The organism is Mycobacterium mantenii, from assembly GCF_010731775.1.
Classification (GTDB): Bacteria; Actinomycetota; Actinomycetes; order Mycobacteriales; family Mycobacteriaceae; genus Mycobacterium; species Mycobacterium mantenii.
This window is the reverse complement of record NZ_AP022590.1, coordinates 4655425-4680133: the sequence shown is the minus strand read 5'-3', so window position 1 is coordinate 4680133 and position 24709 is coordinate 4655425. Positions and strand designations below refer to the sequence as shown.

General features: G+C 65.5%; 24 protein-coding genes and 1 pseudogene. 7 read left to right on the top strand and 18 right to left on the bottom strand.

Translation table 11 applies throughout. The features are described 5' to 3' along the window. Nucleotides 1-11: 11 nt before the first annotated feature. Genes G6N50_RS21220 through G6N50_RS21200 form a run of 5 tightly spaced genes read left to right on the top strand, consistent with a single transcriptional unit; the run spans nt 12 to nt 4021 of the window. Nucleotides 12-1286 carry a cytochrome P450 gene (locus tag G6N50_RS21220; RefSeq protein ID WP_083094436.1) on the top strand — a complete coding sequence of 425 codons (1275 nt, stop codon included), beginning with the start codon at nt 12-14 and terminating at the stop codon, nt 1284-1286. Continuing rightward, nucleotides 1283-2086 (top strand): enoyl-CoA hydratase/isomerase family protein, encoded by an 804-nt coding sequence (locus G6N50_RS21215; RefSeq protein WP_083094437.1) that lies wholly within the window; start codon nt 1283-1285, stop codon nt 2084-2086. Before G6N50_RS21220 ends, G6N50_RS21215 begins: the two co-directional genes overlap by 4 nt. Then, nucleotides 2080-2514, top strand: coding sequence for a Zn-ribbon domain-containing OB-fold protein (locus tag G6N50_RS21210; protein WP_083094438.1), 435 nt, complete (start codon nt 2080-2082; stop codon nt 2512-2514). The genes G6N50_RS21215 and G6N50_RS21210 overlap by 7 nt, the downstream gene beginning before the upstream one ends. Further along, nucleotides 2511-3434 carry an SDR family NAD(P)-dependent oxidoreductase gene (locus G6N50_RS21205; protein WP_083094439.1) on the top strand — a complete coding sequence of 308 codons (924 nt, stop codon included), beginning with the start codon at nt 2511-2513 and terminating at the stop codon, nt 3432-3434. Before G6N50_RS21210 ends, G6N50_RS21205 begins: the two co-directional genes overlap by 4 nt. Before the next feature lie 5 nt (nt 3435-3439). Continuing rightward, nucleotides 3440-4021 (top strand): nuclear transport factor 2 family protein, encoded by a 582-nt coding sequence (locus G6N50_RS21200; protein ID WP_083094440.1) that lies wholly within the window; start codon nt 3440-3442, stop codon nt 4019-4021. Nucleotides 4022-4043: 22 nt separating this feature from the next. Here the strand turns inward: G6N50_RS21200 and G6N50_RS21195 are convergent, their stop codons facing one another. The 5 genes from G6N50_RS21195 to G6N50_RS21175 form a co-directional block, all read right to left on the bottom strand. Continuing rightward, nucleotides 4044-5576: an AMP-binding protein gene (locus tag G6N50_RS21195; protein ID WP_232068810.1), complete on the bottom strand. Its 1533-nt coding sequence runs from the start codon at nt 5574-5576 to the stop codon at nt 4044-4046. Between the two features lie 68 nt (nt 5577-5644). Continuing rightward, nucleotides 5645-5923, bottom strand: a complete 279-nt coding sequence (locus G6N50_RS21190; RefSeq protein WP_083094442.1) for a cytochrome C oxidase subunit IV family protein — start codon at nt 5921-5923, stop codon at nt 5645-5647. Continuing rightward, nucleotides 5923-6510: a cytochrome c oxidase subunit 3 gene (locus tag G6N50_RS21185; protein WP_083094443.1), complete on the bottom strand. Its 588-nt coding sequence runs from the start codon at nt 6508-6510 to the stop codon at nt 5923-5925. The genes G6N50_RS21190 and G6N50_RS21185 overlap by 1 nt, the downstream gene beginning before the upstream one ends. Next, nucleotides 6507-7226 (bottom strand): hypothetical protein, encoded by a 720-nt coding sequence (locus G6N50_RS21180; RefSeq protein WP_083094444.1) that lies wholly within the window; start codon nt 7224-7226, stop codon nt 6507-6509. The genes G6N50_RS21185 and G6N50_RS21180 overlap by 4 nt, the downstream gene beginning before the upstream one ends. Nucleotides 7227-7267: 41 nt before the next feature. Continuing rightward, entirely contained in the window at nt 7268-8323 is a 1056-nt protein-coding gene (locus G6N50_RS21175; RefSeq protein ID WP_083094445.1) for a TIGR03857 family LLM class F420-dependent oxidoreductase, read from the bottom strand. Nucleotides 8324-8367: 44 nt separating this feature from the next. Between G6N50_RS21175 and G6N50_RS21170 the strand changes: the two genes are divergently transcribed. Further along, entirely contained in the window at nt 8368-9453 is a 1086-nt protein-coding gene (locus G6N50_RS21170; protein ID WP_083094446.1) for a phosphotransferase family protein, read from the top strand. A gap of 24 nt (nt 9454-9477) precedes the next feature. Here G6N50_RS21170 and G6N50_RS21165 read toward each other — a convergent pair. From G6N50_RS21165 to G6N50_RS21130, 8 genes and pseudogenes are all read right to left on the bottom strand, one after another. Beyond that, nucleotides 9478-10288 (bottom strand): annotated as a pseudogene (locus G6N50_RS21165) (mycofactocin-coupled SDR family oxidoreductase). Next, nucleotides 10288-11118, bottom strand: a complete 831-nt coding sequence (locus G6N50_RS21160) for an NAD(P)-dependent oxidoreductase (protein ID WP_083094447.1) — start codon at nt 11116-11118, stop codon at nt 10288-10290. The pseudogene G6N50_RS21165 and the gene G6N50_RS21160 overlap by 1 nt, the downstream one beginning before the upstream one ends. 8 nt (nt 11119-11126) lie before the next feature. After that, nucleotides 11127-12332, bottom strand: coding sequence for a cytochrome P450 (locus G6N50_RS21155; RefSeq protein ID WP_179970046.1), 1206 nt, complete (start codon nt 12330-12332; stop codon nt 11127-11129). A 175-nt stretch (nt 12333-12507) separates the two neighbouring features. After that, nucleotides 12508-13323 carry a mycofactocin-coupled SDR family oxidoreductase gene (locus tag G6N50_RS21150; protein ID WP_083094449.1) on the bottom strand — a complete coding sequence of 272 codons (816 nt, stop codon included), beginning with the start codon at nt 13321-13323 and terminating at the stop codon, nt 12508-12510. 19 nt (nt 13324-13342) lie between these two features. Next, nucleotides 13343-13552 carry a hypothetical protein gene (locus G6N50_RS21145; RefSeq protein WP_083094450.1) on the bottom strand — a complete coding sequence of 70 codons (210 nt, stop codon included), beginning with the start codon at nt 13550-13552 and terminating at the stop codon, nt 13343-13345. Nucleotides 13553-13556: 4 nt separating this feature from the next. After that, a complete protein-coding gene (locus G6N50_RS21140) occupies nt 13557-14006 on the bottom strand; it encodes a Zn-ribbon domain-containing OB-fold protein (protein ID WP_083094451.1) in 450 nt (149 codons plus the stop codon). Further along, complete coding sequence (locus tag G6N50_RS21135; protein WP_083094452.1) at nt 14003-15202, bottom strand: thiolase C-terminal domain-containing protein; 1200 nt, start codon at nt 15200-15202, stop codon at nt 14003-14005. The genes G6N50_RS21140 and G6N50_RS21135 overlap by 4 nt, the downstream gene beginning before the upstream one ends. Before the next feature lie 4 nt (nt 15203-15206). Next, nucleotides 15207-16343 carry an amidohydrolase family protein gene (locus tag G6N50_RS21130; protein WP_083094453.1) on the bottom strand — a complete coding sequence of 379 codons (1137 nt, stop codon included), beginning with the start codon at nt 16341-16343 and terminating at the stop codon, nt 15207-15209. 138 nt (nt 16344-16481) lie between these two features. On the opposite strand from G6N50_RS21130, the gene G6N50_RS21125 reads away from it, so the two are divergent. After that, nucleotides 16482-17156 carry a TetR/AcrR family transcriptional regulator gene (locus G6N50_RS21125; RefSeq protein WP_083094454.1) on the top strand — a complete coding sequence of 225 codons (675 nt, stop codon included), beginning with the start codon at nt 16482-16484 and terminating at the stop codon, nt 17154-17156. Nucleotides 17157-17248: 92 nt separating this feature from the next. Here G6N50_RS21125 and G6N50_RS21120 read toward each other — a convergent pair whose 3' ends face one another. The 5 genes from G6N50_RS21120 to G6N50_RS21100 form a co-directional block, all read right to left on the bottom strand. Then, nucleotides 17249-19696 carry a CoA transferase gene (locus G6N50_RS21120; protein ID WP_083094455.1) on the bottom strand — a complete coding sequence of 816 codons (2448 nt, stop codon included), beginning with the start codon at nt 19694-19696 and terminating at the stop codon, nt 17249-17251. A 156-nt stretch (nt 19697-19852) separates the two neighbouring features. Continuing rightward, on the bottom strand, nt 19853-21346 hold the full coding sequence (locus tag G6N50_RS21115; protein ID WP_179970044.1) for a class I adenylate-forming enzyme family protein: 1494 nt from the start codon (nt 21344-21346) through the stop codon (nt 19853-19855). Next, complete coding sequence (locus tag G6N50_RS21110) at nt 21347-22498, bottom strand: acetyl-CoA acetyltransferase (protein ID WP_083094456.1); 1152 nt, start codon at nt 22496-22498, stop codon at nt 21347-21349. Next, on the bottom strand, nt 22495-23517 hold the full coding sequence (locus tag G6N50_RS21105) for an acyl-CoA dehydrogenase family protein (protein WP_083094457.1): 1023 nt from the start codon (nt 23515-23517) through the stop codon (nt 22495-22497). Before G6N50_RS21105 ends, G6N50_RS21110 begins: the two co-directional genes overlap by 4 nt. 19 nt (nt 23518-23536) lie before the next feature. Continuing rightward, a complete protein-coding gene (locus G6N50_RS21100; RefSeq protein WP_083094458.1) occupies nt 23537-24709 on the bottom strand; it encodes an acyl-CoA dehydrogenase family protein in 1173 nt (390 codons plus the stop codon).

The window sequence follows — 24709 nt, the reverse complement described above, 5'->3', positions numbered from 1 at the left end:
AATCGGGTGCTGTGAGCGCAATCGACACCGACGAGCAGCAGTTCGCGCCGCTGATCGACTTGCGGTGGTGGCAAGAGCGTCCAGCTGACCGCAGCGAGCTTTACCGGCGCCTTCGCGAGGCCGGCGGCCCGGTGTTCGTCCGCACCAACCGACCCGACTCACCGCGGCCCCGCGGATTCTGGGCGGTCGGCTCCCACCGCGACGTCGTCGACATCAGCCGCCGGCCCGGCGAGTTCTGCTCCGGCCAGGGCACGCAGATCTTCGACCAGACCGCCGAGATGCGCGAATACCGCGGCTCGATCATCGACATGGACGATCCCGAACACATGAGGCTGCGCAAGATCGTCTCGCGCGGCTTCACTCCCCGCATACTCTCCGATTTGCGCGGCCTGGCTCAAGAAACCACCGCCGAAATTCTCGACGAGATGCCGCGTTCGGGTAAGTGCGACTTTGTCTCCTCGTTCGCCACCCTTCTGCCGCTGCGCATTATCGACAACATGCTGGGCGTCCCGCGCGAACATGAACAATTCATCGTGCAGGCGACGAACGTCGTGCTGGGCGCCTCCGACCCTGAGTACGTACCCGACCAGACCGTCGCAGGCATTGAAGCAGCCGTCACCGACACCAGCGAGCAGCTCATCGAGCTGCTCAAGCAGATCGCCGAGGACCGCATCGCTCGTCCGCGCGACGATGTGATCAGCAAGCTGGTCACCTCGGACGAGGAGAACCTGACCCCCCAGGAGTTGGCGAAGTTCTTCATCTTGCTGATCGGCGCCGGCAACGAGACGACGCGCAACGCTCTGACCCACGGGCTGCTCATTCTGAGCGCCCACCCCGAGCAGCGTGACCGGCTACTGGCGAACTACGACGACATGGCGCCCACCGCGGTCGAGGAAATCTTGCGGTACGCCAGCCCGGTAATTCACATGCGCCGCACGGTAACCCGCGACGGCGTGACGCTGACCGACTCGCAAGGCGCGGTTACCCACACCTTCAACGCCGGCGACAAGGTGGTGGTCTGGTATCCCGCCGCCAACCGCGACCCCGCAGTGTTCGACCAGCCGGAGCGCTTCGACATCGCTCGCAAACCCAACAATCACATCGCTTTCGGGGGCCCGGGACCGCACTTCTGCCTGGGCGCACACCTGGCCCGCCTGGAGCTGAACGTGGCGTTCGAGATGCTCTACGCGCGCTACCCGGACATCACCGCGGCGGGCGAACCGGTCATGCTGAGATCGAACTTCGTCAACGGCATCAAACACCTCGAGGCCAGCTACACACCATGAGCACACAAGCGGCGGTGCTATCCGACATCGCAGACGGCGTCATGACGATCACCTTGAACCGGCCCGAAGCCGCCAACGCGGTTCGACCCGACGACCGGGATGCGCTGATCGCGCTATTGGGCGCCGGGGACGCCGACGAGAAGGTCCGCGTGGTGGTGCTGCGCGCGAACGGCAAGCACTTTTGCTCCGGCGCCGACGTGGGATCGCTGGCCGAACGGCGCGCAACGAGCGAGAAGCGAGTGCTGGAGCCGACGAGGCGCATTATGAACGGCGCCCAGAGGTTGGTCGCCAGCGTGCTGGACTGCAATAAACCGGTGATCGCCGCGGTGCACGGTGCGGCGACGGGTCTGGGAGCCCATATGGTATACGCTTCCGACTTGGTGATCGCCACCGAAAAAGCCTACTTCGCAGAGTCTTTCGTCAAACGTGGGCTGGTCGTCGACGGTGGCGGCTGCTATTTACTGCCGCGCCGCATCGGCATGCAGAAAGCCAAGGAGATGGCGTTCTTCGGCGAAAAGCTCTCGGCAGCAGAAGCGTTCACGCTGGGCTTGGTGAACCGGGTGGTCAGCGCCGCCGACTTCGAGGCCACGGTCATTGACTTCGCCAGCCGGCTCGCCGGAGCCCCGACGTCCGCGATCGCGTTCACCAAACGGCTGCTCAACGACTCCCCCGACACCGATCGGTCCGGTGCTTTCGTCGCCGAGGCAATGGCGCAGGAGATCCAGTCGTATTCGCGCGACTCCACCGAGGGTGTTCAGGCGTTCGTGGAGAAACGACCGACCGAATTCACCGGGTGGTGACGGTGGCCCGCGCTGACATACCAACGATCGACGCGGCCAGCGCTCCCTACTGGGAGGCCGCCCGGCAGGGTCAATTGCTGATCGCCGAATGCGCGGCCTGCGGCAAGGTCCATCACTATCCGCGCCCGTTCTGCCCCTTTTGCTGGAGTGAGGACGTACGGCCGATACGGGCGAGCGGGACCGGAACGCTGTATACGTATTCGACTGTCCACGTCAATGATTTGGCACCGTTCAAGGAGCGCCTGCCGTATGTGGCCGCGATCGTCGAACTCGCCGAGGGCCCGCGGCTGATGACGATGATCGAAGGCGCCGACGGTGACCACCTTCGGGTCGGGATGCCGGTGACCGCGGTGTTTCGCCCGGTCGACGACGCCGATCCTGAAAGCCCATTCCTGACGGTATTCGCACCAACCGAGGAGAGCCCATGACCGGACTGCTCGACGGCAAAGTCGCCCTGGTGACCGGGGCGGGGCACGGCATCGGCCGCGGCCACGCACTCGAGCTGGCCAAACACGGCGCCACCGTGATCATCAACGACCTGGGCACCAGCTTGTCCGGCGAGGGCACCGGCAAGGTCGCCGACGAAGTGGTGGCGATCATCGAAAGCCGGGGCGGCACAGCTGTTTCCGACTTCAGCGATGTCGGTGACGAGGAGCAGGTCGACCTCGCCGTCGAGCGAGCATACTCGCAGCTGGGCCGGCTGGACATCGTCGTCAACAACGCGGGAATCGTTCGGGACAAGGCGATCTGGAACATGTCCGCCGACGATTTCGACCTGGTGATGCGGGTGCACGTGCGCGGTAGCTGGCTCACCAGCCGCGCGGTCGCCCGCAAGTGGCGCGCCGAATCCAAGGAATCCGGCGGAAAGGTCTACGGGCGCATCATCAACACCACCTCCGGCGCCGGTCTGCACGGCCACTTCGGGCAGACCAATTACAGCGCCGCGAAGGCTGCGATCGTCGGCCTGACCCAGACCCTGAGCCTGGAGTTGGCGTCGATCGGCGCGACCGTGAATGCGATCAGCCCGGGTGGGCGCACCCGGATGTCAGCGTCCATGCCGGGCGCGCAGGCTCCGATCGAACCCGATGAGCGCGCCGAGGACGAGTTCGACCCCAAAGATCCGTCACTGGGCTCGCCAGTAGTGGCCTGGTTGGCCAGCCCGGAGGCTGGTCACGTCAGCGGTCAGGTGATCCGTGCGATGGCCGAACATCTCCAACTTCTCAAGGGCTGGCATCCGGTCGCGTCAGTCTCTAACGGCCAGAAGCGCTGGGACGCCGAGAAACTCGGCGCGATCATGGCTACCGACGTGTTCGGCACCCGCAACACCGGCCTGCGGCTCGGCGGCTGAGCGCGATGGCAGACATTGCGGAAGTCGAGCGGGAATTTCGGCGCTACTTCATGATCGGCCCGGTGCTCGAGGACTGGCAAGCCTGGGCCGGCCTCTTCACCGACGACGCAACCTACTTCGACCACTTCTACGGAACGTTCACGGGTCCAGCGGAAATCACAAGGTTTCTCGAAGGGACGATGGGCGCCGCACCGCAGGTCTACAGCCCGCTGGTCTGGTACGTCGTCGATGACACGCGGGTGGCGTACAAGGTGCTCAATCGCGCCGACAATCCGCAACCGGGCGGAGCACCCATCGACTTTCCGTCCTATCAATTCATCGAGTACGCCGGCGATGGCAGATGGCGTTCCGAGGAAGACGTTTGGCTGCTGCCCGAGATGAAGCAGTTCGCGAAGCGCTACGCGGCCGCCGAAGCCGCACACCCGCAAACTTTGCAGCAGAAGTTCCGTCGCGAGGACTGGGGGCCCTGGGTGGACTGGGCACGCCCGGAACCCGGACACCGCGCAGCCCCGTCATGGCTGGACAAGCCCGGTTTCACACCGTTCGCCGGCGTTCAGGACATCGATTTCGGAGTCCGGTCACACTGACCCTGTTGTTGCGGTCGATGCTTCAACCGCCGCCGGCACCGAAGTGGTCAGTGCGCAATTGGGCTTTGCGCACCTTGCCCAGCGGCGTGCGGGGTAGCTCGTCGACGATGGCGAGACGTTCTGGGGTCTTCTGCCTGGCCAATCCCGATGCGGCAAAGTGGGCGCGCAGGCCGTCGAGGTCGAGCACGCACCCCGGTTTGAGGATCACCACCGCGGCGACCACTTCGCCGTAACGCGAATCCGGCGCCGCGACGGCGACGCCGTCGGCGACCGCGGGATGCGCGTTGAGGACCACTTCGACCTGACCCGAGGAGATGGTCTCACCACCACGGATGACGACGTCCTTGATCCGGTCGGTGATGGTCAATCTGCCTTGGGCATCGAGTTGCCCGAGATCGCCGGTGCGGAACCAACCGTCGTCAGTGAACGCCTCAGCGTTCAGCGCGGGATCCTGGTAACCGATGAATTGATCGGGACCGCGCACGACGACCTCGCCGTCGACGCCCGGCGGGCAGTCTGCGCCGTCGGTCCCGAGGATGCGGACCGCAGAGCCGGGCAGCGGTTTTCCGTCGGTGGTCACACGGGCCCACTCCGGCTCACCGTCGTGTTCACCGGTGACAGTGGGGTGTTCGGTAGCGCCGAAACTGCGGAAGGTGCTGATCCCGGCTTGCGCGGCGCGGCGGCCGATCTGCTCGGCGACCGGTGCGGCACCGACCAGAAACTCACGCAGACTTGTCAGCTTGTCCCCGGTGTCACCCAGGTCCAAGATGCCCTCGAGGTGAAACGGTGTGCCTGCGGTGCAGGTCACACCGAAACGGTGCACCATCTCGACCGCCCGGGCCGGGTCCCAGCCATCGGTGAAGACAGTCCGGGCACCGCTCAGCAACGGCCGCAGCATCGATCCGACGCCTGCGATGTGGCCGGGCGGAAAGGTCACCAGGTGCACGTCGTCGGGTCTACCGCCCAGCAGCGCCGGCATGGTCTTTTGCTCAGCCAAAACCGTGTTGTGGCTGTGCTGCACGCCTTTGGGCGCAGACGTGGTGCCGGACGTGTAAAGCAGTAGGCACACATCGTCGGCGTCCACCGCGGGGCACCGATACTTCGCGACGCAGGTGTCAAGTTGCGACCACGCGCGATAGCCCTTGCCGGGCTGGGCGTCCAGCATGACGACTTGCCGTAGCGAATCGACGCGCGAAAGCTCTTGCAGCCGTTCGCTGTAAACGGTCGATCCATGCCGCTCGGGCATGATCAAGACCCGGGCGCGGGACTGACTCAGGATGAAGGTCACCTCGCGTACACCGTAGATGTGCACGATCGGCACCAGCACCGCGCCGCACAACAACACTGCTTGATACGCAATCGCACACTCGACGCGATTGGTCAGCTGAACTGCGACCGCGTCGCCGGCGCGCACCCCGAGCCGCTGCAGCGAGGCCGCCACGACCAAGGCCTGATCACGGATTTCGCCCACCGTCGGGCTGCGCACTGAATCGTCGGTTACGAAAGTCAATGTCGCGCTGCTGTGTTCGGCCGCGGCGGCTTCCAACGCGTCCAAACAGGTACGGTCCGAGTGCCAACCGTCGCGACGCCACGTGTCGCGGAGGTGCTTGTGGTGTGACGACATCAGAGGAAGAGATACAGCCCGGACAGCACTGCCCACAGCACGAGGCAATAACTTTCGAACGCTACCCGCAAAGGTACTGGCGCGTTGCGAAGTTCCATGAAATCAAGCCCGACCAGCCTGATCTTGAACGCGGCAATCCCGAGGACCCCAATCGCCATCACCGATCCGATACCATGGTCGGCCCCAAGGACGTAGGACAGCAGTGTTGCGGCGATCAGCATCAGCCACGACACGCCGGCGCGGCCCCGCGCGAATCCAAAGGTCGAGGGTCCCGACATCAGGCCACCAGGTAGAGCAACGGGAACAGCACTATCCACAACAGATCGACGAGATGCCAGAAACAGGTGCCGCCCTCCACCACCGCCATCCGGGTTTCACCGATGTCGTGCCGACGGGCCTGGGTGAGCAAGAACGCCAGCACCGCCATACCAACACAGACATGGAACAAGTGCACGCCGGTGAGGATGAAGTAGTACAGGTAGAAGTGGTTGGCCCCGACGCCGTGCCCGTGCGCGGCCAGCGAGTGATACTCGAACACCTTCAGAAATACGAACAATGCGCCACATACCATTGCCGCCAATACGGCCGAGCGCGCGATGTGGCGGGCTCCTGACCGGAGCCCGCCCAGGGCGACGACCACGAACAGCGAACTGGTCAGCAGTACCACAGTGTTCGTCAACCCGACGCCGATGTGCAGTGTCTTTCGCGAGACGTCGAAGATCTCGGGCGCCTTGGCCCGCTCGACCATGAAGGTGGCGAAGAACGTGCCGAAGACGAGCATGTCGCCGAACAGGAAGACCCAGGTGCCGTTTTCGCCCGGAACCCGACGCGCCGCGATCTGCGCGGTCGAAGCACAGACCGTCACGACGCCGCGGTCACCAGCGGCCGGCCGGCCGCCTGCTCCGCGCCGATCGAGCGGAGCATCACCGCGGTCACCGCGATCATCCAAACGCTGAACGCCACCAGTGGAATCCAAAAGGCGAACACACCGTTCCACGCGAGCGGGCCTTCGTTAAAGATCATCACCGCGCCGCCGGGCAGCGCAAGCAACGCGTACCACGCGTTGAGATAGCCGAACCACCGCGGGAACGTCGGCGGATCCGTTCGGTCGACGAACGACGCCGTCGTGAGCACCAGAGCCTGCACCACCAGAGTCCCGACGATCCCGACGAACATCAACCAGAAGACGTCGTTGAGCGCCTGGGTGATTCCGGGATCGCGGTGTTCGGGACGGAACGCGGCTGCGGCCAGCACCATCATCGGGAAGAGAAAGCCCGGCACGAAGATGACCCCGGCGAAGATCTGGGTCACCGACAGCACGCCCCACTTGCCCTCGACCCGTCGCACCCGCAGACAGATCGTGGCCAGGAACGGCAACGCGACACAGGCTGCGAGCAGGCTGAACGCGAGGCCCACCCGTACCCGCAGCCTGTTCGCAACCAGGAAGTCGGCAATGTCTCGTGCGCTCGCCGTCGGTGACAGCGGCGGAATGAGCTTGCCGATCAGCATGAAGAACACGAAGAACAGGGCGAGCATCACGATTCCGCCCCACACGGCGATGCGTTGGAGTTTCAGATCCATGGCCGAATCCTAGGACTAATCCGCTCAATATTTAACTGTTTTCAGCTAGCCTGATCAGCTGGCTGCGCGAATACGGGGCCGAGGCGGTCGGGTGTGCTCCCGTGCAACACCAGCTCGTCCGCCCCCGCGTGTCGGTAGCGACGGAATACCTGGCCGCAGGTAAACGCCGACCCGGTCGCCGCCGCCTCACCGGTCCATGCCGCAGGCAACACCGCCGCGACCTCGACGAGTTGCTCGCGGGTGAGGACGGAATCGGCCGAGCCTTTGATCCCGTTGAGCAGCGGATGGGATCGTAACCGTGTCAACGGCTCCGGGTCCCACCCATTGGCGGCAGCCAATCGCTCTCCGAAGCCCGGGATCTGGTAGTAAGTCACCGCTCGCGCTCCGACCACCGCGAGCTCTTCCTCGGGAGGAAGCTCGCAAGCCACCACCACGGTGACGTAAATTCTTACGCTGCCGGCCGGCCGGCCGGCCAAGCGCTCGGCATCGCGCACAACACTCACCGACCGTTGCACGGCGGCAGGCGTCAGGAATGGATGCAGCAGCACGCCGTCGAAGTGACGACCCGCGAGCTGCAAGCCCTTCGGCCCGATCGCTGCGAACACGACCGGCGGCACCGGCTGATCAGGTAAGTCGTTGAGCCGCAACGACGGAAAGGTGCCCGCGGGCCCGTCGTAGCGCACCTTCTCCCCGCGGCACAAGCGCCGAAAGATGTCGGCGTGGTCGACGATCGAAGCATTAGTGGACGTCGGTAACCCGACAGCCTTCCACATGGCGTCCACCGAGCGGCCAACCCCAAGGACAAACCGCCCCCCGGACAGCGCCTGCGCCGTCATCGCCAGCGATGCCAGTAGTGCAGGATGGCGCGACTGGAAATGCGTTATGCCCGCGGCGATTCGGACTTCCGACGTGACCTGGCTGACCGCGCCGACGATCACGCCGAGGTCTTTGGTTCCCCACCGCTCGCTGAGCCATATCGTGCGCAGACCGAGGCGCTCGGCAGCCTTCGCCTGACCGACCACGGCGCCGGGATCGGTGACGCGTCCGGGAAGCACGTAGGCCCCGAGCGCCGGACTGCCCAACCGCCTGTCCTCCATGAACGTTATTCTGACAGTAGTGTTCAGTTTTGGAAAGGACGCCGATGGCGTATACATCCGCACGCGGCAACGTGGGCGACCGGGTGGGCGAAGTACTGCTGTCATGGCTGCCGCCGCGGCTGGCCCCGGCCGGTGCGACAGCCTTCGACATCTCGGAATTCAGTGCACCGCCGGCCGGGTACTCGGGCAGGACTGCGTTCTTCAGCGCCGCCTGGGTCGACGACGCCGGCCTGCGCCGTGCTGAGGATCTCGTGCTACGCGCACAGGCCGACGACCACCAGTTGTTCACCGTGCCCGACGCGCCGCGACAAGCCGAAGTAATGCAACGACTTGGTGCACAAGGCATTCCAGTTCCCGAGGTTGTCGGCATCGAACGTGACGCCGCTGTTCTCGGGTCGCCGTTCTATGTAATGCGCCGAGTACGGGGGCGCACACCGTCGGACGTTCCGAGTTGGCACAAGCGGGGTTGGACCGTCGATCTGTCCGCTGCCGATCGGGGGCTGTTGTGCGACAACGGGCTACGCGCGCTGGTCGACGTGCACCGCGTCAACGACTCTGACACGTTGTGTTTCCTTCGCGGCGACGCCGACCCCGCCCGTACGGCGTTGCAGCGCTACCTCGACAAACTCAGCGAGTGGTACGAGTGGTGTCGCAGCGATCTGATTGTCGGTGCGGGTGTACTCGCTCGGGCTCTACGGGTGCTCCTCGAATCGGCACCCGACAACGATGCCGAGACGGTGGTGTGGGGCGACGCCCGCGTCGGAAACATGTGTTTCGGCGAGGACTTGTCGGTGGTCGCATTGTTTGACTGGGAGATCGCAGGCACTGGTCCACCGGACATCGACCTCGGTTGGTGGCTGATGTTCGAACGTTTCCTCTGTGAAGCACTGGGATTCACTCGCCTGCCCGGTGTACCCGATGACGGCGAAACCGTCAGGCGCTATGTGCAATTCGGCGGGACCTTGACCGGCGACATCGTCTACTACCAACTGCTGGCCGCGTTCGTCTTGTCGCTGATCAACAACCGACTCGCCCGGCTTTTGGTGCGCGACGGACTCGATGCCGCCACGGCTCGTAGCTATCCGCAGACGTCAGTCGCGCTGGTCGAGCGGTATCTCGACCAGATGTGACGGACTGGCACGAGGGAATCAGCGTTAGAACTGCGCCATGCCCTGGTCGACCGACAACCGGGTGGCTGTGACGAAGCGTGACTCGTCGGAGGCCAGCCAACACACCGCGGCGGCAACGTCTTCCGGCTCGCAGGCCCATTGCGGCAAAAACGGGGTCCCCATGTTGTTCAGAGTCGGGTTGGTCTCGATAGCAGAGAACAGCGCGGCGATCATGTCGCCACCGCCCATCGGAGTGTTGACCGGACCGGGATGCACGCTGTTGACCCTGATGTCGTGTTTTCCCAGTTCGGCAGCGAAGGCCCGCGCCATCCCCGTCACGGCATGCTTGCTCGCGGAGTAATGCACCATGTACGGCTGTACCTTCACCCTGGCATAAGAGCTGGTCAGTATGATCGACCCGCCACGGCCGCCGTCGATGATCCGCTGCGCGCCGGCCATCACGGTGTTCCACGTGCCAGTGACGTTGACATCCATGATGTCGCGGAACGACTCCGGGGTGATCTCGTTCCATGGTGACGGCATGCAGATTCCCGCGTTGGCCACAATGACGTCCAGTCGTCCGTAGGCCTCGACACCCGCGTCGACGGCGCGACGCAGCGCCTCCAGATCGCGGATATCGGCTGCGGTGGCCATGATTCGGCCACCCGCGGCCTTCACCATCTCCACGGTCTCGGCGAGGTCGTCGGGGGTGGCCGATGGATAACGTACTGACTGGGGTAGCGGGGCGGCGAGGTCGACGGCAATGATGTCGGCCCCTTCGCACGGCGTGTGCGCGGCCTTGTCCCCTGGCGGCGCCGGTGATGAACGCGACTTTCCCCGCGAGTCGACCCGTCATCAGGGTGTCCCCGCGCTCGCGTGGTCCAACGCCAGCGGACCCTCGCGTACTGCGGTGTCCAGCAGCCCCAGCTCCACACCTGCCTCGGCCGCGGCTTCGCGGCACGCCGCGATGTCCTTGCGCAAGAATGGCCCGGCCAACTCCGCGAACCGGTCCATCCCGCCGACGCGGTGCGCCTGTTCCGCTGCGTGACTCCTGGCGCTGCACACCTGCAGCGTCGACAACAACACGTCCGGTGCGACGCCCAACCGGTCTCCCAGTTGCGTCGCCGCGGCAAGGAGTTGGGCGTTGGACGCGAACAGCAGGTTGTTGATCAGCTTGAGCGCCAGCGCGCTGCCCAGTGCGCCGGTCGCCACCACCGGGTCGGCATAGGCGCAAAGGACGGGCGTCACCGCGGCGACGGCGTCACTCGGTCCCCCGATCAGCACCGTGAGTCTGCCTGCGTTGATGTCGTCCGCGGTACCGCTGACTGGCGCATCGAGGATGACCGGCGGCGCGGGAGCACCGTCCCGCAACGCCTCGAGGGTGGACAGGGAGCCGGTCGTGTGAGACACCAACACTGCACCGGGCTTAGCGTTGGCGATGAAACCGTCTGCGCCCAGCCCGGTTTCCCGCAATTGTGCATCCGAGAATAGGCATGCGATGAGGATGTCGCTACGGCGCGCCAGGTCAGCCACCGAATCGGCCATTGCCGCGCCCTTCGACTCCAGTCGCTGGCGGGCCTCCTCGCGCCTGACGTAGACCAGGACATCATGGCCGGCTCTGAGCAACCGCTCGACCATGGGCTCGCCGAGTTGTCCGGCGCCAAGGAATCCGACGGTGTTGGGCACTTCGCTAGTCAGGACCAGGTCAGCTTCAGTGAATCGACACCGAACACTTGACCACCATGCTCGATGGGTTGCCCGGAGACCTCGTAGTCCGGAATGCGCTTGTGCCACTCCTCCAGCACCACCGCTAGCTCCTGCCGCGCGAGGTGCGAACCGAGGCAGCGGTGCGGGCCGCCGCCGAAGGACAGGTGACGTGTGACGCCGCGGTCGAAGTTGACCGTGCGGGCATCGTCATACGCCGATTCGTCTCGGCCGGCGAACGCCAGCGAGAACGACGCCATGTCGCCCGCCTTGACCGGGCATCCATGAAAGTCCATGTCCTTGGTCGCCTTTCGCGCGGTCTGCACGATCGGGTACACCCGAAGCAGCTCCTCCACCGCCTTGGGGATGAGCTCGGGTTGGGCGACAATCCGGGTGCGGTCGGCCGGATGGGTGGCCAGATGCAGCATCGCGTACGACAGCTGGTTGGAGACCGTGTCGAGCCCAGCCATGAACAACAGCAACAGACAGTTGAGCAGCTCGAGGTCGTTGATCGGTTCGCCGTCGATGGTCCAGTCGATGGCCTTGCTGACGATGTCGTCGGCATCCGGGTCACGATTCTCGCGCCGCTGCTGAATCAGGCCGGAGAAGTAGCCCATCACATGCGTCATGCCTTCCAGCCGGGCCGCGTTGACTTCCTCGCCAGCCCCGCTCTGGTGCAGGATCATGTCTTCCCAGGCCAGGAACTTCTCGAGGTCCTCCACCGGCATGCCCATGATGGTCAGGAAGACCGTCGACGGGAACACCCTCGAAATCCGCGCCACGAAATCGCACTCACCATCGGCTGCGACTTGCTCGATGAGTTCAGCAGCCAACTTTTGCTGCGAGTCGCGCAGGCCCTTGACTCTCCCAGGGGAGAAGTACTCCGCCAGCACCTGACGCCACTTGGCGTGGTCCGGCGGGTCGATCATGATCGGAATCCACTTGTACGGCGGCTCGGGATCCGTCGGCACGATCACGCTGCTGGACCAGAGCTCCGGGTGCTGGAGTCCGTCCAGGATCACCGAGTTGTCGGTGAAGACCCAGTAATCCATACCGGCCTCGGTGTTGCGGAAGACCGGCCGGGCCTCATCCTGACACTCGTCGAGTAGGTGGAAGTGGGTCAGCGCGGGCGAGTCCGGAGCGTTCATGTCGATGTGCTTCGCGGGACATGTTGCCGTGGGCTGTTTCTGGATCATGACGTCCTTCCGTGCGGCTCCGAACGGGCGCGAACTCCGAGCACTCGCAGCTCTGACTATTACGACAGTCCACTGTCAATCTAGAGCCTTACCTTACAGTTCAAGGGTGACTCATCCAACTAGGTTAACTATGTCGTGAGACGAACGCAATAGCCCTCGACACCCGTCGGGACTGTCAGCGGACGGCGAAGCCGGCGTCGAGCGGCCAGGCGATACCGGTGATGAACTTCGCCTCCTCGGACACCAGGAACGCCACCGCATTTGCGATGTCCTCGGGCATCAGGATCTGGATGGGCAGCGCATTCTGCATCGCGGCGACCGCGGTGTCGTTAGCCTCCAGCAGCTTGCCCATGGTCTCGTTCATCACCATTCCGGTGGCAACACCGGTCGGATGGATGGTGTTGACGCGGATCGAGTACTGCGCGAACTCGTTCGCCCATACCTGCATCAGGCCGACCAGGCCGCGCTTGGCCGCAGTGTAGGCCTGTCCCCCGGCCCGATCCGTGCCGGTGCCCTTCAGTCCGGCACTCGACGACGTCAACACGATCGATCCGCCCCGACCACCGTCGATCAGTGCGCGATTGGTGGCCTCCACGGTGTTCCACACCCCGATCAGGTTGACGTCGATGATGTCGCGGAAGGTCTGCCGTCGATCCCCGCCAGGACCCAGTCGAATGACGCCGGCGTTCGCGATCACGATGTCGAGACGGCCGAACTCAGCCAGTCCGTCGGCCGCCACCTGCTCGACGGCGTCGGCGTCGCGGACGTCGGCCTGGCGGGCGACGATGCGTCTGCCCTCTTTCTCGACGAGTCGGGCCGTCTCGTCGAGGTCCTCGGGGCTGGCGTTGGGATAATCGATCGTATCAATGTCGCGGCAGATGTCGAGCGCGACGATGTCCGCTCCGTCCGCCGCGAGCCGGACCGCATGCGCGCGACCCTGGCCTCGCGCTGCTCCGGTGATGAAGGCGACTTTGCCGTTCAGATTTCCCACGGATTTGGCTCCTCTTGTTTCAGTCGGCAACGCTGCCGGTGTGAATCCTTGCTTGCCGCAGTCCTTCCTGCGGATCATCGACTTCGACGTCCCAGTCGCCGCAAGAGCACGTGCACCGGAAGTGACCATTGACGGGCAGGATCGCCTGGCCGTCACAGGACCCGCCGGTATTGGCGATGCTGGTGAGGAACTCGAGGGGTTTCTCGTGCAGGGCGCTGTCGTCGGACACGGCGTTACTCCTCGCCCCGACGGGCGACCCGGAAGACGGGCAGCAGCCAGCCGTCGGAAATAGGTGAGAAGTCAACGCGGACAGGCATTCCGATCGTGACGTTGGTGGGTGCGACGTCGACGATGTTGGAGACCAGTCGCGCACCGGGCGCGTCCGGCAGGTCAAGGACCGCTGGCACCAGCACCAGATCCGGCATGCCGGGAAACCCGTGCACGACTGCGAAGCTGTAGACCACCGCGTCGCCGCTGAGATCGACCCAATTCACGTTCTTGGACTGGCAATTGGGGCAGAACGGTGTCGGTGGCAGGCGGAAGGTCTGACAATCGCCGCACTGTGGCGCCACCAGCCGCCGCTCCTTAGCGGCCTGCCAGAACGGTTCAGTGTCTTTGTTGACGGCGATCCGCACGTGCTCGCCAGGGATCGTGGTGGCCAGGGTGACAGCTGCAGTACTCATGCGGCGTGCCCCAGAATCAGCCCGCTCACGGGCAGGCTCGCCGGCCCCCCGGTGACGAGAGCGAGTTCGGCGTCAGCGACCTGGTTGATGGCGGTCCCGCGCATCTGCTCAACCCCTTCCATGATGTGGGTCATGCCGATGATGTAGGCCTCGGAGAGCTGACCACCGTGGGTGTTGACCGGGATCGAGCCGCCGTCATACCGAATCGCTCCGCTTTCAACGAATGCGCCGCCCTCCCCCTTGTCGCAGAAGCCGTAGTCCTCGAGTTGCATCAACACCATCGGGCTGAAGTGGTCGTAGAGCAGCGCGACGTCGATGTCGTCGGCGCTGATGCCGGCTTGCTGGTAGAGCCGCTTGGCGATGGGCGCGTTGCCCGAGGAGGCGAAGTATTCGTCGGGCATCCCCATCCACGCGAAGGCCCGGCCCCAGTCGCGCACACCACCGTGGGCGGCGGCGACCACCGGCACCGGCGGCTGCTTCAGATCCTTGGCGCGATCCATGCTCGTAGTGATCACGGCCACCGCCCCGTCTGTCTCCTGGCAGAAGTCGTAGAGGCACAACGGTTCTGCGATCATCCGAGCGTTGAAATAGTCCTCAAGCGTCAGCGGTTCGCGGTGCATCGCCTTCGGCCGATTCGTCGCGTTAGCCCGTGTCGAGAGGGCGATCTCGGCGAACGCTTCGCGACGGGTGCCATACAGGTGCATGTGTCGACGAGCCATGACCGACATCAACTGGCCGGGCCCGAAGAGCCCGGACGGCTGCAGGAATGAGTTGATCGGATCGGGTTCGATCGCCGAAAACACCGATCCGAGGCGCTGTTTGGACTGTTGCAGCGCCATCACCGTCACGACCACCGAGGCATCGCCGGCGACGATGGCGGCTCGGGCCAACCCGATCGCGCCTGCCGAGCCACCGCCGCCAGAGGTCAGTGCGGCGGTAAAGCGAACTTCCGGAATCCCAAGCGTTTCCACGAAGTCGGCGGTGTCCATCTTCTCGGTGTAGCCCGCGCTGGCGCCCGAGTAGTAAGCGAAGCCGTCGACGTCGGTCACGGGAAGGCCGGCATCCTCGCACGCAGCCAGGATGGCCTCGCCGGCCAACTCGGTAATCGACTTCGGCAATGATCCGCCGCGTTTGTAATAGGGTGTGGCGCCGACACCCACGACCGCGACGTCGCGCAGCCCGGACGAACTAGCCACGCGCTCAGAACTTTTCGGCTGGGATGGGCGGCACATCGGGGAACAGCTCGTAGAAAGTGCCCTGGGTGATGCGCAGCCGGGTCTCGTCGCCCACCCCGTCGAACAGCCCCTTCAGGGTGTCCTGGGTGTGGCCGAAAGTGCCTTCCATGTGCGGGTAGTCGCTGCCGAACATCACGTTCTTGTAGCCCATGTGCTCGTAGGCTGCGACCGCGGTCTCGTCATGCTGGAAAGACGCATACACCTGGGTATAGAGGATTTCCTTGGGACTACGAGTCAGCTTGGGCCGCACCGCCATATGGTGTTGGCGGTAGCCCTCGACCATCCGGTCACCGAGGAACGGCACCCAGGTGGCACCGCCTTCGGAGATCAGCACCCGAAGGTCGGGGTGGCGGTCCAGTGCGCCGGAGGCGACCATCTTCATCGCCGCCCGCTGTCCGGAGAACGTGGTCTCGGCGTAGTTCATCACCGCTCCGCCCGGCCCGCGGTACACCATCCCCGCTCCGCCCGACGCGCCACCGACGGTCATGTCGACCGGATCGGTGCCGATGTGAAACGCGACCACCATGCCGGCTTCTTCGGCCGCCGCCCAGAACGGCTCCCACTCCTTGCGATGCCAGTCCGGGGCGCTCGGATGCGGCGTGGTCGGCAAGAACACCGCCTTGAAGCCTTCGCCTGCGGCCCAATGCAATTCCTCGACGGCGTCCTCGACGATCAGTGTCGACACCTGGGCGGTCACCACATAGCGCGGCGACACCGCGCAGATCTCCTCGAGCGCCCACTCGTTGCTGGCGCGCATGCATGCCTTGAGTAGTTCAGGGGTGCGAAATGTCGACGCCCACATGCCCAGCGACGGGAAGATGACCTCACCCCAGACACCCTCTTTGTCCAAGTCCCCCAGCCGTGCCTTGGCGTCGCGGATGCCTTGCGGCTTCATGCTTTCCTCGATGAAGGCCTCCATCGCCGACGACGGCAGCTTGCGCCGAAAGATCTGTCCGTCGACCGAGACGGTCTCGTACTCGCCGTCGGGATCCTTCTCGGCGTGCGGCGTCAGGTCGGCGAGCGCCTTCGGCAACCGGGACTGCCATAGGTCGTCGGGTTCCAGGAAGTGCGAGTCACCCGAATTCGTCCAGATCATGCTCATTGGCCCTCCGCGGTCCGATTGCTCACCCGAATGATGCCAGCCGAACGCCCGGAAGTCCAGACTTTCTAATGCAGCGGCATTATTATTTCTGTTGAGGCTGCCCTACCGGTAAAACTGAGGCGACCCGTGAGGAGGTCCATGACGAGCACTGAATCGGCGGCTGGGTCACGCCGGCGAAATGCCTCGGGCGAATCGACCCGCGTGATGTTGATGGAGGTCGCAGAGCGGCTGTTCGCCACCCGGGGTATCGAGGCCGTCACGCTGCGCGAGATTCAGCAAGCCGCCGGGCAGTCCAACACCTCGGTGATCCGCTATCACTTCGGCTCCCGCGACGGTCTGATCCGTGCGCTGATCTCCTACCGCCAAGCGTCACTCGGGTCTGATCGCCGGGAAATGCTCGCGAGCATGCGCGAGGAAGGCAAGGAGGCGGATCCCCGCGCGGTGGTGTGGCTGCTGGTGCGCCCACTGGCCAACAGCATCGCCGCGGGCGAGATGTTCGCGCCCTTCCTGGCCCGGCTTGCCGAGGATCCGCGGGCTCGCAGCGAATACTGGCCGGATCACGTCGACGACGATTGGACGCAGGAGAAGCTGGAGGAACTGGTCGACGCCGCGCTGCAGGACCTGCCCGAGCGAATCCGGCGTGGCCGGACATTTCAGCTGTACATCAGCCTGGTCAACGTGCTGGCCGCCGCCGCCCGCGCCGGCCATGGCCTCAGCGAAGCGCAGCTGCACAATTACGTCGACACCTGGGTCGGCATGCTGACGGCGCCGGTGTCGTACGAAACGCGGGCGCTGATCGCCGACGACCACTGATCCCCCCTCCTCGCAAGCAGACGCATAATTACCGCGACACGCCGAGGCGAAGGAGATTTTGCGTCTGCTCGCGCGAGAAGGTGACGGGAAGGTCAGCCGCCGCCCACGATCTCCGTTGCCCTCAGGTCGGCGATTGTGGCGTCGTCCAGCCCGATTTCGCGTAGCACCGCCTCGGTGTGCTGCCCGATGGTGCATCCCGCGTCGGCCAGGGTGCGTGAGCGGGAGAACCGGCACAACGGGGCGAGCCGGCGGTGCTCTTCGAAGATCGGGCTGTAGGCGTCCACGGCATAGCCGGCTTCGTAATACGGATCAGTTTGCAGCACCAATTCGGAATTGGCCTCCACGACCTCGACGCAGCCGACATCCTGGGCGGACAGTTCGTGCTCCCACTCCAGCTTGGTCTTACTGGCGAAAACGGTTGTCAATGCAGCAATTAGCTCGTCGTCGTGCTGCGCGCGAGATTCGGCATCGGCAAAGCGCTCATCGGCGTGCAAGTCGACGTAGGGCGACATCGCCTTCGTCAGCGCCGGCCATTCGCGCGGCAATGGCGCAGCGAGAAAGACGTAACCGTCTGCCGCGCGGTACATCCGGTACAGGGCATTCATACCGAAGAACTGTTCGTCGGCGGCCGTCTCGGCGGGACGGGATGCATAGCTCGCGTTGTACGCGATCATTGCCTGCTGAACGGTCCCGAGCATGGTCGTCACCACGTTCGTCAGCGTCTTGCCGCGACGCTTGGCGTACAACGCAACGAGCAGCGCCGAACCCACACCGTGCGCGGCGATACCGTCGGATTGCACGGCGGGAACCGCCCCGCCCGCGTGGAGTCGAACCGCCCTGCGGTGCAGGTCATCCAAGTCGGTGGCCGGCTCGCCCGTGTCGTTGCTATCGACCAGCGCGAGCCCGGATGCCGCACCGACCGACGGCGCATAGGCCGCGCGGTGCGCGAACGGGCCGTCGACCCCGTAACCCGAGGTCGTCACGAACGCTAAATCCGGGTTGACCGCCTTGAGTGACGCCTCGTCGATCTTCGCGCGCTCGGCAGCTTTGCCCCGGAAGCACTGCAGCACGATGTCGGACCGCTTGGCCAGTTCGTACACCAATTCAAGGCCTTCGGGCTTAGTGAAGTCGATCGCGACACTTTCCTTGCCCTGCAACACCTTTGCACCGCCCGCCTCAGGAAATGCGACCAAGTTGCGAATGTTGTCGCCGTCCAGCGGCTCGACCTTGATCACACGGGCGCCCAGGTCGGTCAGCAGCGTCGCGCCGTACGGTCCGGCGAACATGCTGCCGAACTCCAGCACCGTCACACCCTTCAACGGCGGGTCGTCGGAGCTCACGCCGGCCCCATCGGCGTCGGCGGCCGCGAACGACACGACGTCGTTGTGCTCGCCGATGCGCGGTGCCGGCCGAAGCTGGGTCAGTGGCTTGCCGCCGGCATGGATGAGGGTCGACGGTTGGCGGACCGGTCCGAGGTCAGGGTCGATGACGGTGGCGGCGCGGCCTTCGTGAGCGGTCTGCGGGTGGTCGAGCGAGTTCACGGGACTCCGGAACAGTTCCCCGCTCAGGTCGAGGTTCTCGGTCATGGCCTGCTGCCATTCGGCGAGGGTGCGGGCGCCCACCCGCTCGATCATCATGTCCCACCACTCGGTACGCAGTTCCGGAGTCGGCAGCATCGGAAAGCCCTGCCACTTCGGGTCGCCGAGCTCCTTCAGCAAGTCCAGTTCGGTGAGCCACGCGCCGATCAGCTTGGGCGACACCTGAGCGAATTGCAGCCAGCGACCGTCCTTCGTCGGACACACCAGCAGCGCGTAGATGAGGTAGGCCTGCGGCCGACCCCGATCGTCGTAGGCGGCGTCCATGGGTTCGAAGGCGCCCGGATACCGTTCGAGCACCATCTCGTAGAACCAGTTGTACGGATCCATCGAACCCATCCCGGTGACCAGGTTGGTTTCGACGGTTTGGCCGCGCCCGCTGCTCTCCCGCTCTAGGAGCGCGGCGAGCACGCCCTGCACAGCGGCGTGCGCGGCTCCCCACGAAGCGTAGGAGAACGTGATGAAAGCCGGTCCCGGCCTGCTCGTCAATCCGCGCTTCTCGTGCATGACACCGGTCTTCGCCATCACCAGGGCTTCCCAGCCCTTGTAGTCACGGAACGGCCCGGTCGACCCCCAGCCGGTGATCGTCGCTGCGACGAGTCGTGGATAGGCGTGCGACAGCGCCTCGCCGGTTAGTCCGACGCGCGCGGCCGTGGTCGGCCGCATCGTGTTCACCATGACATCGGCGCGGCGCAACAGAGCACGCAGCCGCTCCAGATCAGCGTCGTCATGCAGGTCCAACGTCACGCTGCGCTTGCCGCGGAGCAGGGCGGGCCAGCCCGCGAGCTGGCGCAGCGGACTACCGTCCGGCGGCTCGACCATGATCACCTCGGCGCCGCAGTCGGCAAGGAACTGCGTCGCCTGCGCTCCCGGCAGAGTCGTCGAGAGGTCGACCACCACGAGGCCGGCCAGCGGGGCGTCCGACGCCGCTGCGGCTTCCGGCATGTTCGCTCCTACGGTGTGTGCTGGCAGGTCTGGTCACGACGTGCTGTGACGCACGCCACGCCAGCATTGCAGCGCGCAAGATTAATGTCAATGCATTAGTCTTGCGGAGCCTGACCGCAGCGCGCAGGGTCACGATCTCTCCCCATATCGATGAGGTCAAACGGCTCGACGTTCAATGTCCCTATCGCGCAACGCGATCAGCTCGCGCAAAGCACGTCGGTCCGGCTTGAGCATGGGTGTCAACGGCAGCTCGTCTACGATGAGGAGCTCATCGGGCGCCTTGTAGTCGGCCAGTTCGTCCGCCACGTAAGTCCGCAACTCGGCCAGCGTCGGCGGCCTGGCGGCGTCCGCAGGCACGACGCACGCGACGCCGATCTCTCCGATCACCGGGGCCGAGCAGCCCACGACTGCAGCATGTTTCACGGCGGCATGATCGGACAGCGCCCGCTCCACCTCGCCGGGGTGGACGTTGTAGCCACCGCGGATGTACATGTCACCGCTGCGCCCGACGAGGGTGAGGTTGCCGTCGGCGTCGAGGGTGCCGACATCGCCGGTACGCAGCCAACCGTCGCGCAGCACCTCGGCGGTGAGTTTCGGGTTACGCCAGTAGCCCCGCATCACACACGGGCCGCTCACCTCGACCACGCCGTCGGCTCCGATCCTTACGTCCATGCCCGCGGCGGGCTGCCCCACGGTGCGGAACTGAATCTCGGGGGCATCGTTCGGTTCGGTGCCGCAGATGGTCGGACACTCGGTCATCGCGTACCGCACGACCAGCGGAACCCCGATACCCTCCGCGACCCGCCGGACCAGTTCCGGCGGTGCCGGAGCGGTGGCCACCACCCCAATCCGCAAGTGCGGCAACGCCTGCGGGCTCACGCCACCAACATCGAGCAGCTTGGCCCACTGGGTCGGCACTGCACCCGCCACGGTCACCCGCTCGTCGCGGAGCACGTCGAACATGCCCTGGGCCGACCACGGCGCCGGTGGCACCACCAGCGTGCTGCCCCACACCAACTGATCCCAGAGCTTGAACATGTAGCCCGCATGCGAAAACGGCGTCGACGTGAGGCGCCTATCGTAGGGCGCGCTCATCACGCCTGACGCTGCCGCACCCGCAGCCAATCGGTCGGCATCGAAGGCCGCGCCCTTCGGCGTACCGGTCGTTCCGCTGGTGAAGATCAACGCAACCAGGTCCCGACGGTTGAGCTCCACGGCAGGTGGTGCCGATCGCGACGTGTCGCTGCACAGCGCATCCCGCGACAGCAGCCGGTGCCCGGTGTCGGGTAGCGCACCGAGATGCTCGTCGGCGACAATGAGCGCTGGATCCGCTTGCTGCAGAATCAATTCGGTCTCTCTACGACCGAGCCGCGGGTTCAGTCCGGTGGTGATCGCACCGATCATCGCTGCGGCGGCGTAGCACGTCGCATAGTCGACGCCCGATGGCAGCCACAGCGTCACCACGTCGCCCTTGCCGACGCCGAGGTCGGCGAACTGGGTGGCCACGCTTCGGGCCCGGCCGATCCACTCCGCGAACGTGATTCGCGCCCCAGGCTCGACATACGCCTCGACATCCCCGTGGACGGCGGCCGCCGCCTCCAGCATCGCCCGGGTGTCGACGACGTCGGCGCTCAGCGGTGCGCGATTCAATTACGGCTCCTCGGCGCCGAGAATCATTGTGCCGCTGGAGCAGAACCAGCCGCCCGTGCCGCTGACGCAGGCGATCCGGGCGTCGGGTACCTGCCGCGGTCCGCATTCGCCGCGTAGCTGACGGGCTGCTTCGACCAGCAGGAACAACCCCCGCTGACCCGGGTGGCACGCCGACAGCCCGCCGCCATCGGTGTTGGTGGGAAGTTCGCCGCCCAACCGCAACGAGCCTTTCTCGACAAATCCGCCACCTTCCCCTTTCGGGCAGAAGCCCAGGTCTTCGAGGGTGAGCAGCAGCATGTAGGTGAACGCGTCGTAGATCTCGGCGACGTCGACGTCGGATGGAGAGACACCGGCGCGGGTGAAGGCCAGCGGCCCGCTGACCGCGGCCGGGCCGACCGTGAGGTCGTCCCACTGGGACATCAGCATGTGCGAAGTGGTCTCCCCCGAGCCGAGCACCCACACCGGCTTGCTACGAAGATCCTTCGCGCGCTCGGCGCTGACGAGGACGGCGGCGGCGCCACCGTCACTGCGAATACAGCAGTGCAACTTGGTGAATGGGTCGGCAATCATCGGTCCGGCGAGCACGTCGTCGATGCTGATCGAGTCGCGGTAGTAGGCCTCGGGATTGTCGGCCGCGTTGAACCGCGCGGAGACTGCCACCTCCGCCAGCTGCTCGATCGTGGTGCCGTAGGTGAACATGTGTCGCCGCGCAGCCATCGCGTACTTGGAGACCAGAGTATGGCCGTACGGCGCTTCCCACTGCAGCGGTCCACGAGCACCCCAGTTGATGTTGGCTCCCCGCAACCCTTTTCGGAGATCCGAGCGAGCGGTCGAGCCGTAGGTCAGCAGCACCACGTCGGCGTGCCCGGCGGCGATGGCGTCGGCCGCATGGGCGGCCATGACCTCCCACGACGCGCCCCCGACCGCCGTGGAATCGATCCAGCGTGGCCGCAGCCCGAGATACTCGCCGACGTCGACCGGGGGCAGGGTGCCCTGCCCGGTCGAGGCCAACCCGTCGACATCGTCGGGCGTCAGACCGGCATCAGCCAGAGCGCGCCTGCTGGCCTGCGCGATCAGCTCGTAGGGTCCTTTGTCGTCGACCCGGCCGACGTCGGATAGGGCGACGCCCGCGATGGCGACCGTGCCACTCATTGGGCGCGGTCCTGGGCCAGCAGCTCCGCCAGCACATCGGTGGGCTCCCCGAACAAGTGGCGAAACACATGCGCGCGCTTCAGATAGAGGTGCATGTCGTTCTCGAATGTGTAACCCATACCGCCGAATACGTGGATGCCGGCGGCGGCATTGTCGACGGCCGCCGACCCAGCCACCGTGACAGCCGACAGCACCTGCAGCAGCGCGTCGGCGCGGCCGTCCGCCACCGCGATCGCGGCGAAGAACGTCTGCGCCTGCGCGGCCTCGGCGGCGATCTCCATGTTGACGCAGGCGTGCTTGATGGCTTGGTGCACGCCGATCGGCTTGCCGAACTGCTCACGGGTCTTCGCGTGTTCGGTTGCTGACGCCGCCGCGGCCGCGGCCAAGCCGGTGAGGTAACCCGCCGCGAGCACCATGGCGCGTCCCCAGATCCAGTCGTCGTCGGCCGGCAGCCAGTGCAGGGGTTCGGCGGATTCGACTGTGGCGGTGGACATCCGGGTACCGGGGTCTGCGGCGCTCACGGATACCAGCGGGCCGAAGGAACCGATGTCGACCAGAGTGGCACCGCTACGGGCCACCACCAGAGCGTACGAGGCACCCGCCGGGTCGAACAGATCGAAAGTGCCTTTCACCGGGCGCACGTCACCGTCGCCGCGCAACACCGCGAGGGCCACCGGCGCCGCGCCCGAACCGATCCGTTGCGCCAGTGCGTCGTCGCCGCACCGGGCCGCCACCCGGGCGCCCAACGTACATGCCAGGAACGGACCTGGCGCGAGGCGCTTGCCGAGTTCGACGAACAGCAGCGCCTCGTCGTCCAAGGGCCGCCCTGACCCGCCGTACTCCTCGTCGAGTCCGAGTGTGAGCAGGCCCAACTCGGCGCATTCTCGCCACTGCGACTCGGGAATCGACACCTCCGCAAGGCGATTGGCGCGGATCCGTTCGACCGGCATCCGTTCGGCCAGGAATTCACCTGCAGCCGCAATGATTTCGAGTTGTTCAGCTCCGGGCAGCAGGTTCATGGCCGTCTCCTCACGGTGCTCATCGGGGCAGCCCCAGCACCCGTTCGCCGACGATGTTGCGCTGAATCTCCGACGTTCCACCGCCGATGGCTTGGGAGAAGCTGTAGTAGTAATAACCGACCCAGCCGTCGACGTCCCAGCGCGACGAATGCCGCAACGAGGCCGGACCGAGCAGGTCCATGGCCAACTTGCCGATCTCCTTGGCCAGTTCGGCGTACATCAGCTTGACGATCGAACCACGAGGGCCGGGCGTCTCGGTCTTCATCGCCTCGCAGATGTTCGTGTAGGTCAGCGCCCGCAACGACGCCACCGAGGCGCGAGCCCGGGCCAGCCGCCGCGCGATCTCGTCGTCGGCGATGGCGGGGCGGCGGCCGTCTGGGCCGACGTGGTCGCGAGCGTAGTCGATGAGGTCCTCAATGATCTTCGCCAGCCGGACCTGGTTGGCGGTGAACGCGGTGCCGCGCTCGAAGGACAGCGTGGCCATCGCGACCGACCAGCCGTCGCCCACCTCGCCGACCACGTTGCTGAGCGGTATCCGGACGTCGTCGTAGAACACTTCGCAGAATTCCGAACCGCCCTCGATGGTCTCGATCGGGCGGACGTCGATGCCCGGTGTGCTCATGTCGCAGATCACCCAGGTGATGCCTTTGTGCTTGCTTCCGGTGTTGTCGGTGCGCACCAGCAGTTCCTGGAAGTCGGCCACGGTGGCGAAGCTGGTCCATAGCTTCTGCCCCGACACCACCAGGTGCTCGCCGTCGATGACCGCCTTGGTACGCAACGCCGCCAGGTCCGATCCGGCGTCGGGCTCAGAGAAGCCCTGACACCAGATCACCTCACCGCCAAGGATTTTCGGTAGGTGGAACGACTTCTGCTCATCGGTTGCTCGGGTGATCAGGGTCGGCCCGGCGTGCGAGTTACCGACAAAGCAGGCATCGATGCCGGGGAACCCCCGCGCGGCGTACTCCTCATACCAGATCAACTGCTGCAGCAGCGTCAGCCCTTTACCGCCGTACTCGGTGGGCCAGGCGATGCCGGCCCAGCCACCCTCGGCCTGCGTGCGCTGCCAAGCGAGGTCGTATTCGCGGATACCCGCGTCGTCGCGCGGGCGCGGCTCGGCCGGCTTGTTTTCGTCGAGCCACGTACGGACCTGGTCACGGAACTCGAGTTGGTCACGCGTGAAGTCGAGGTCCAT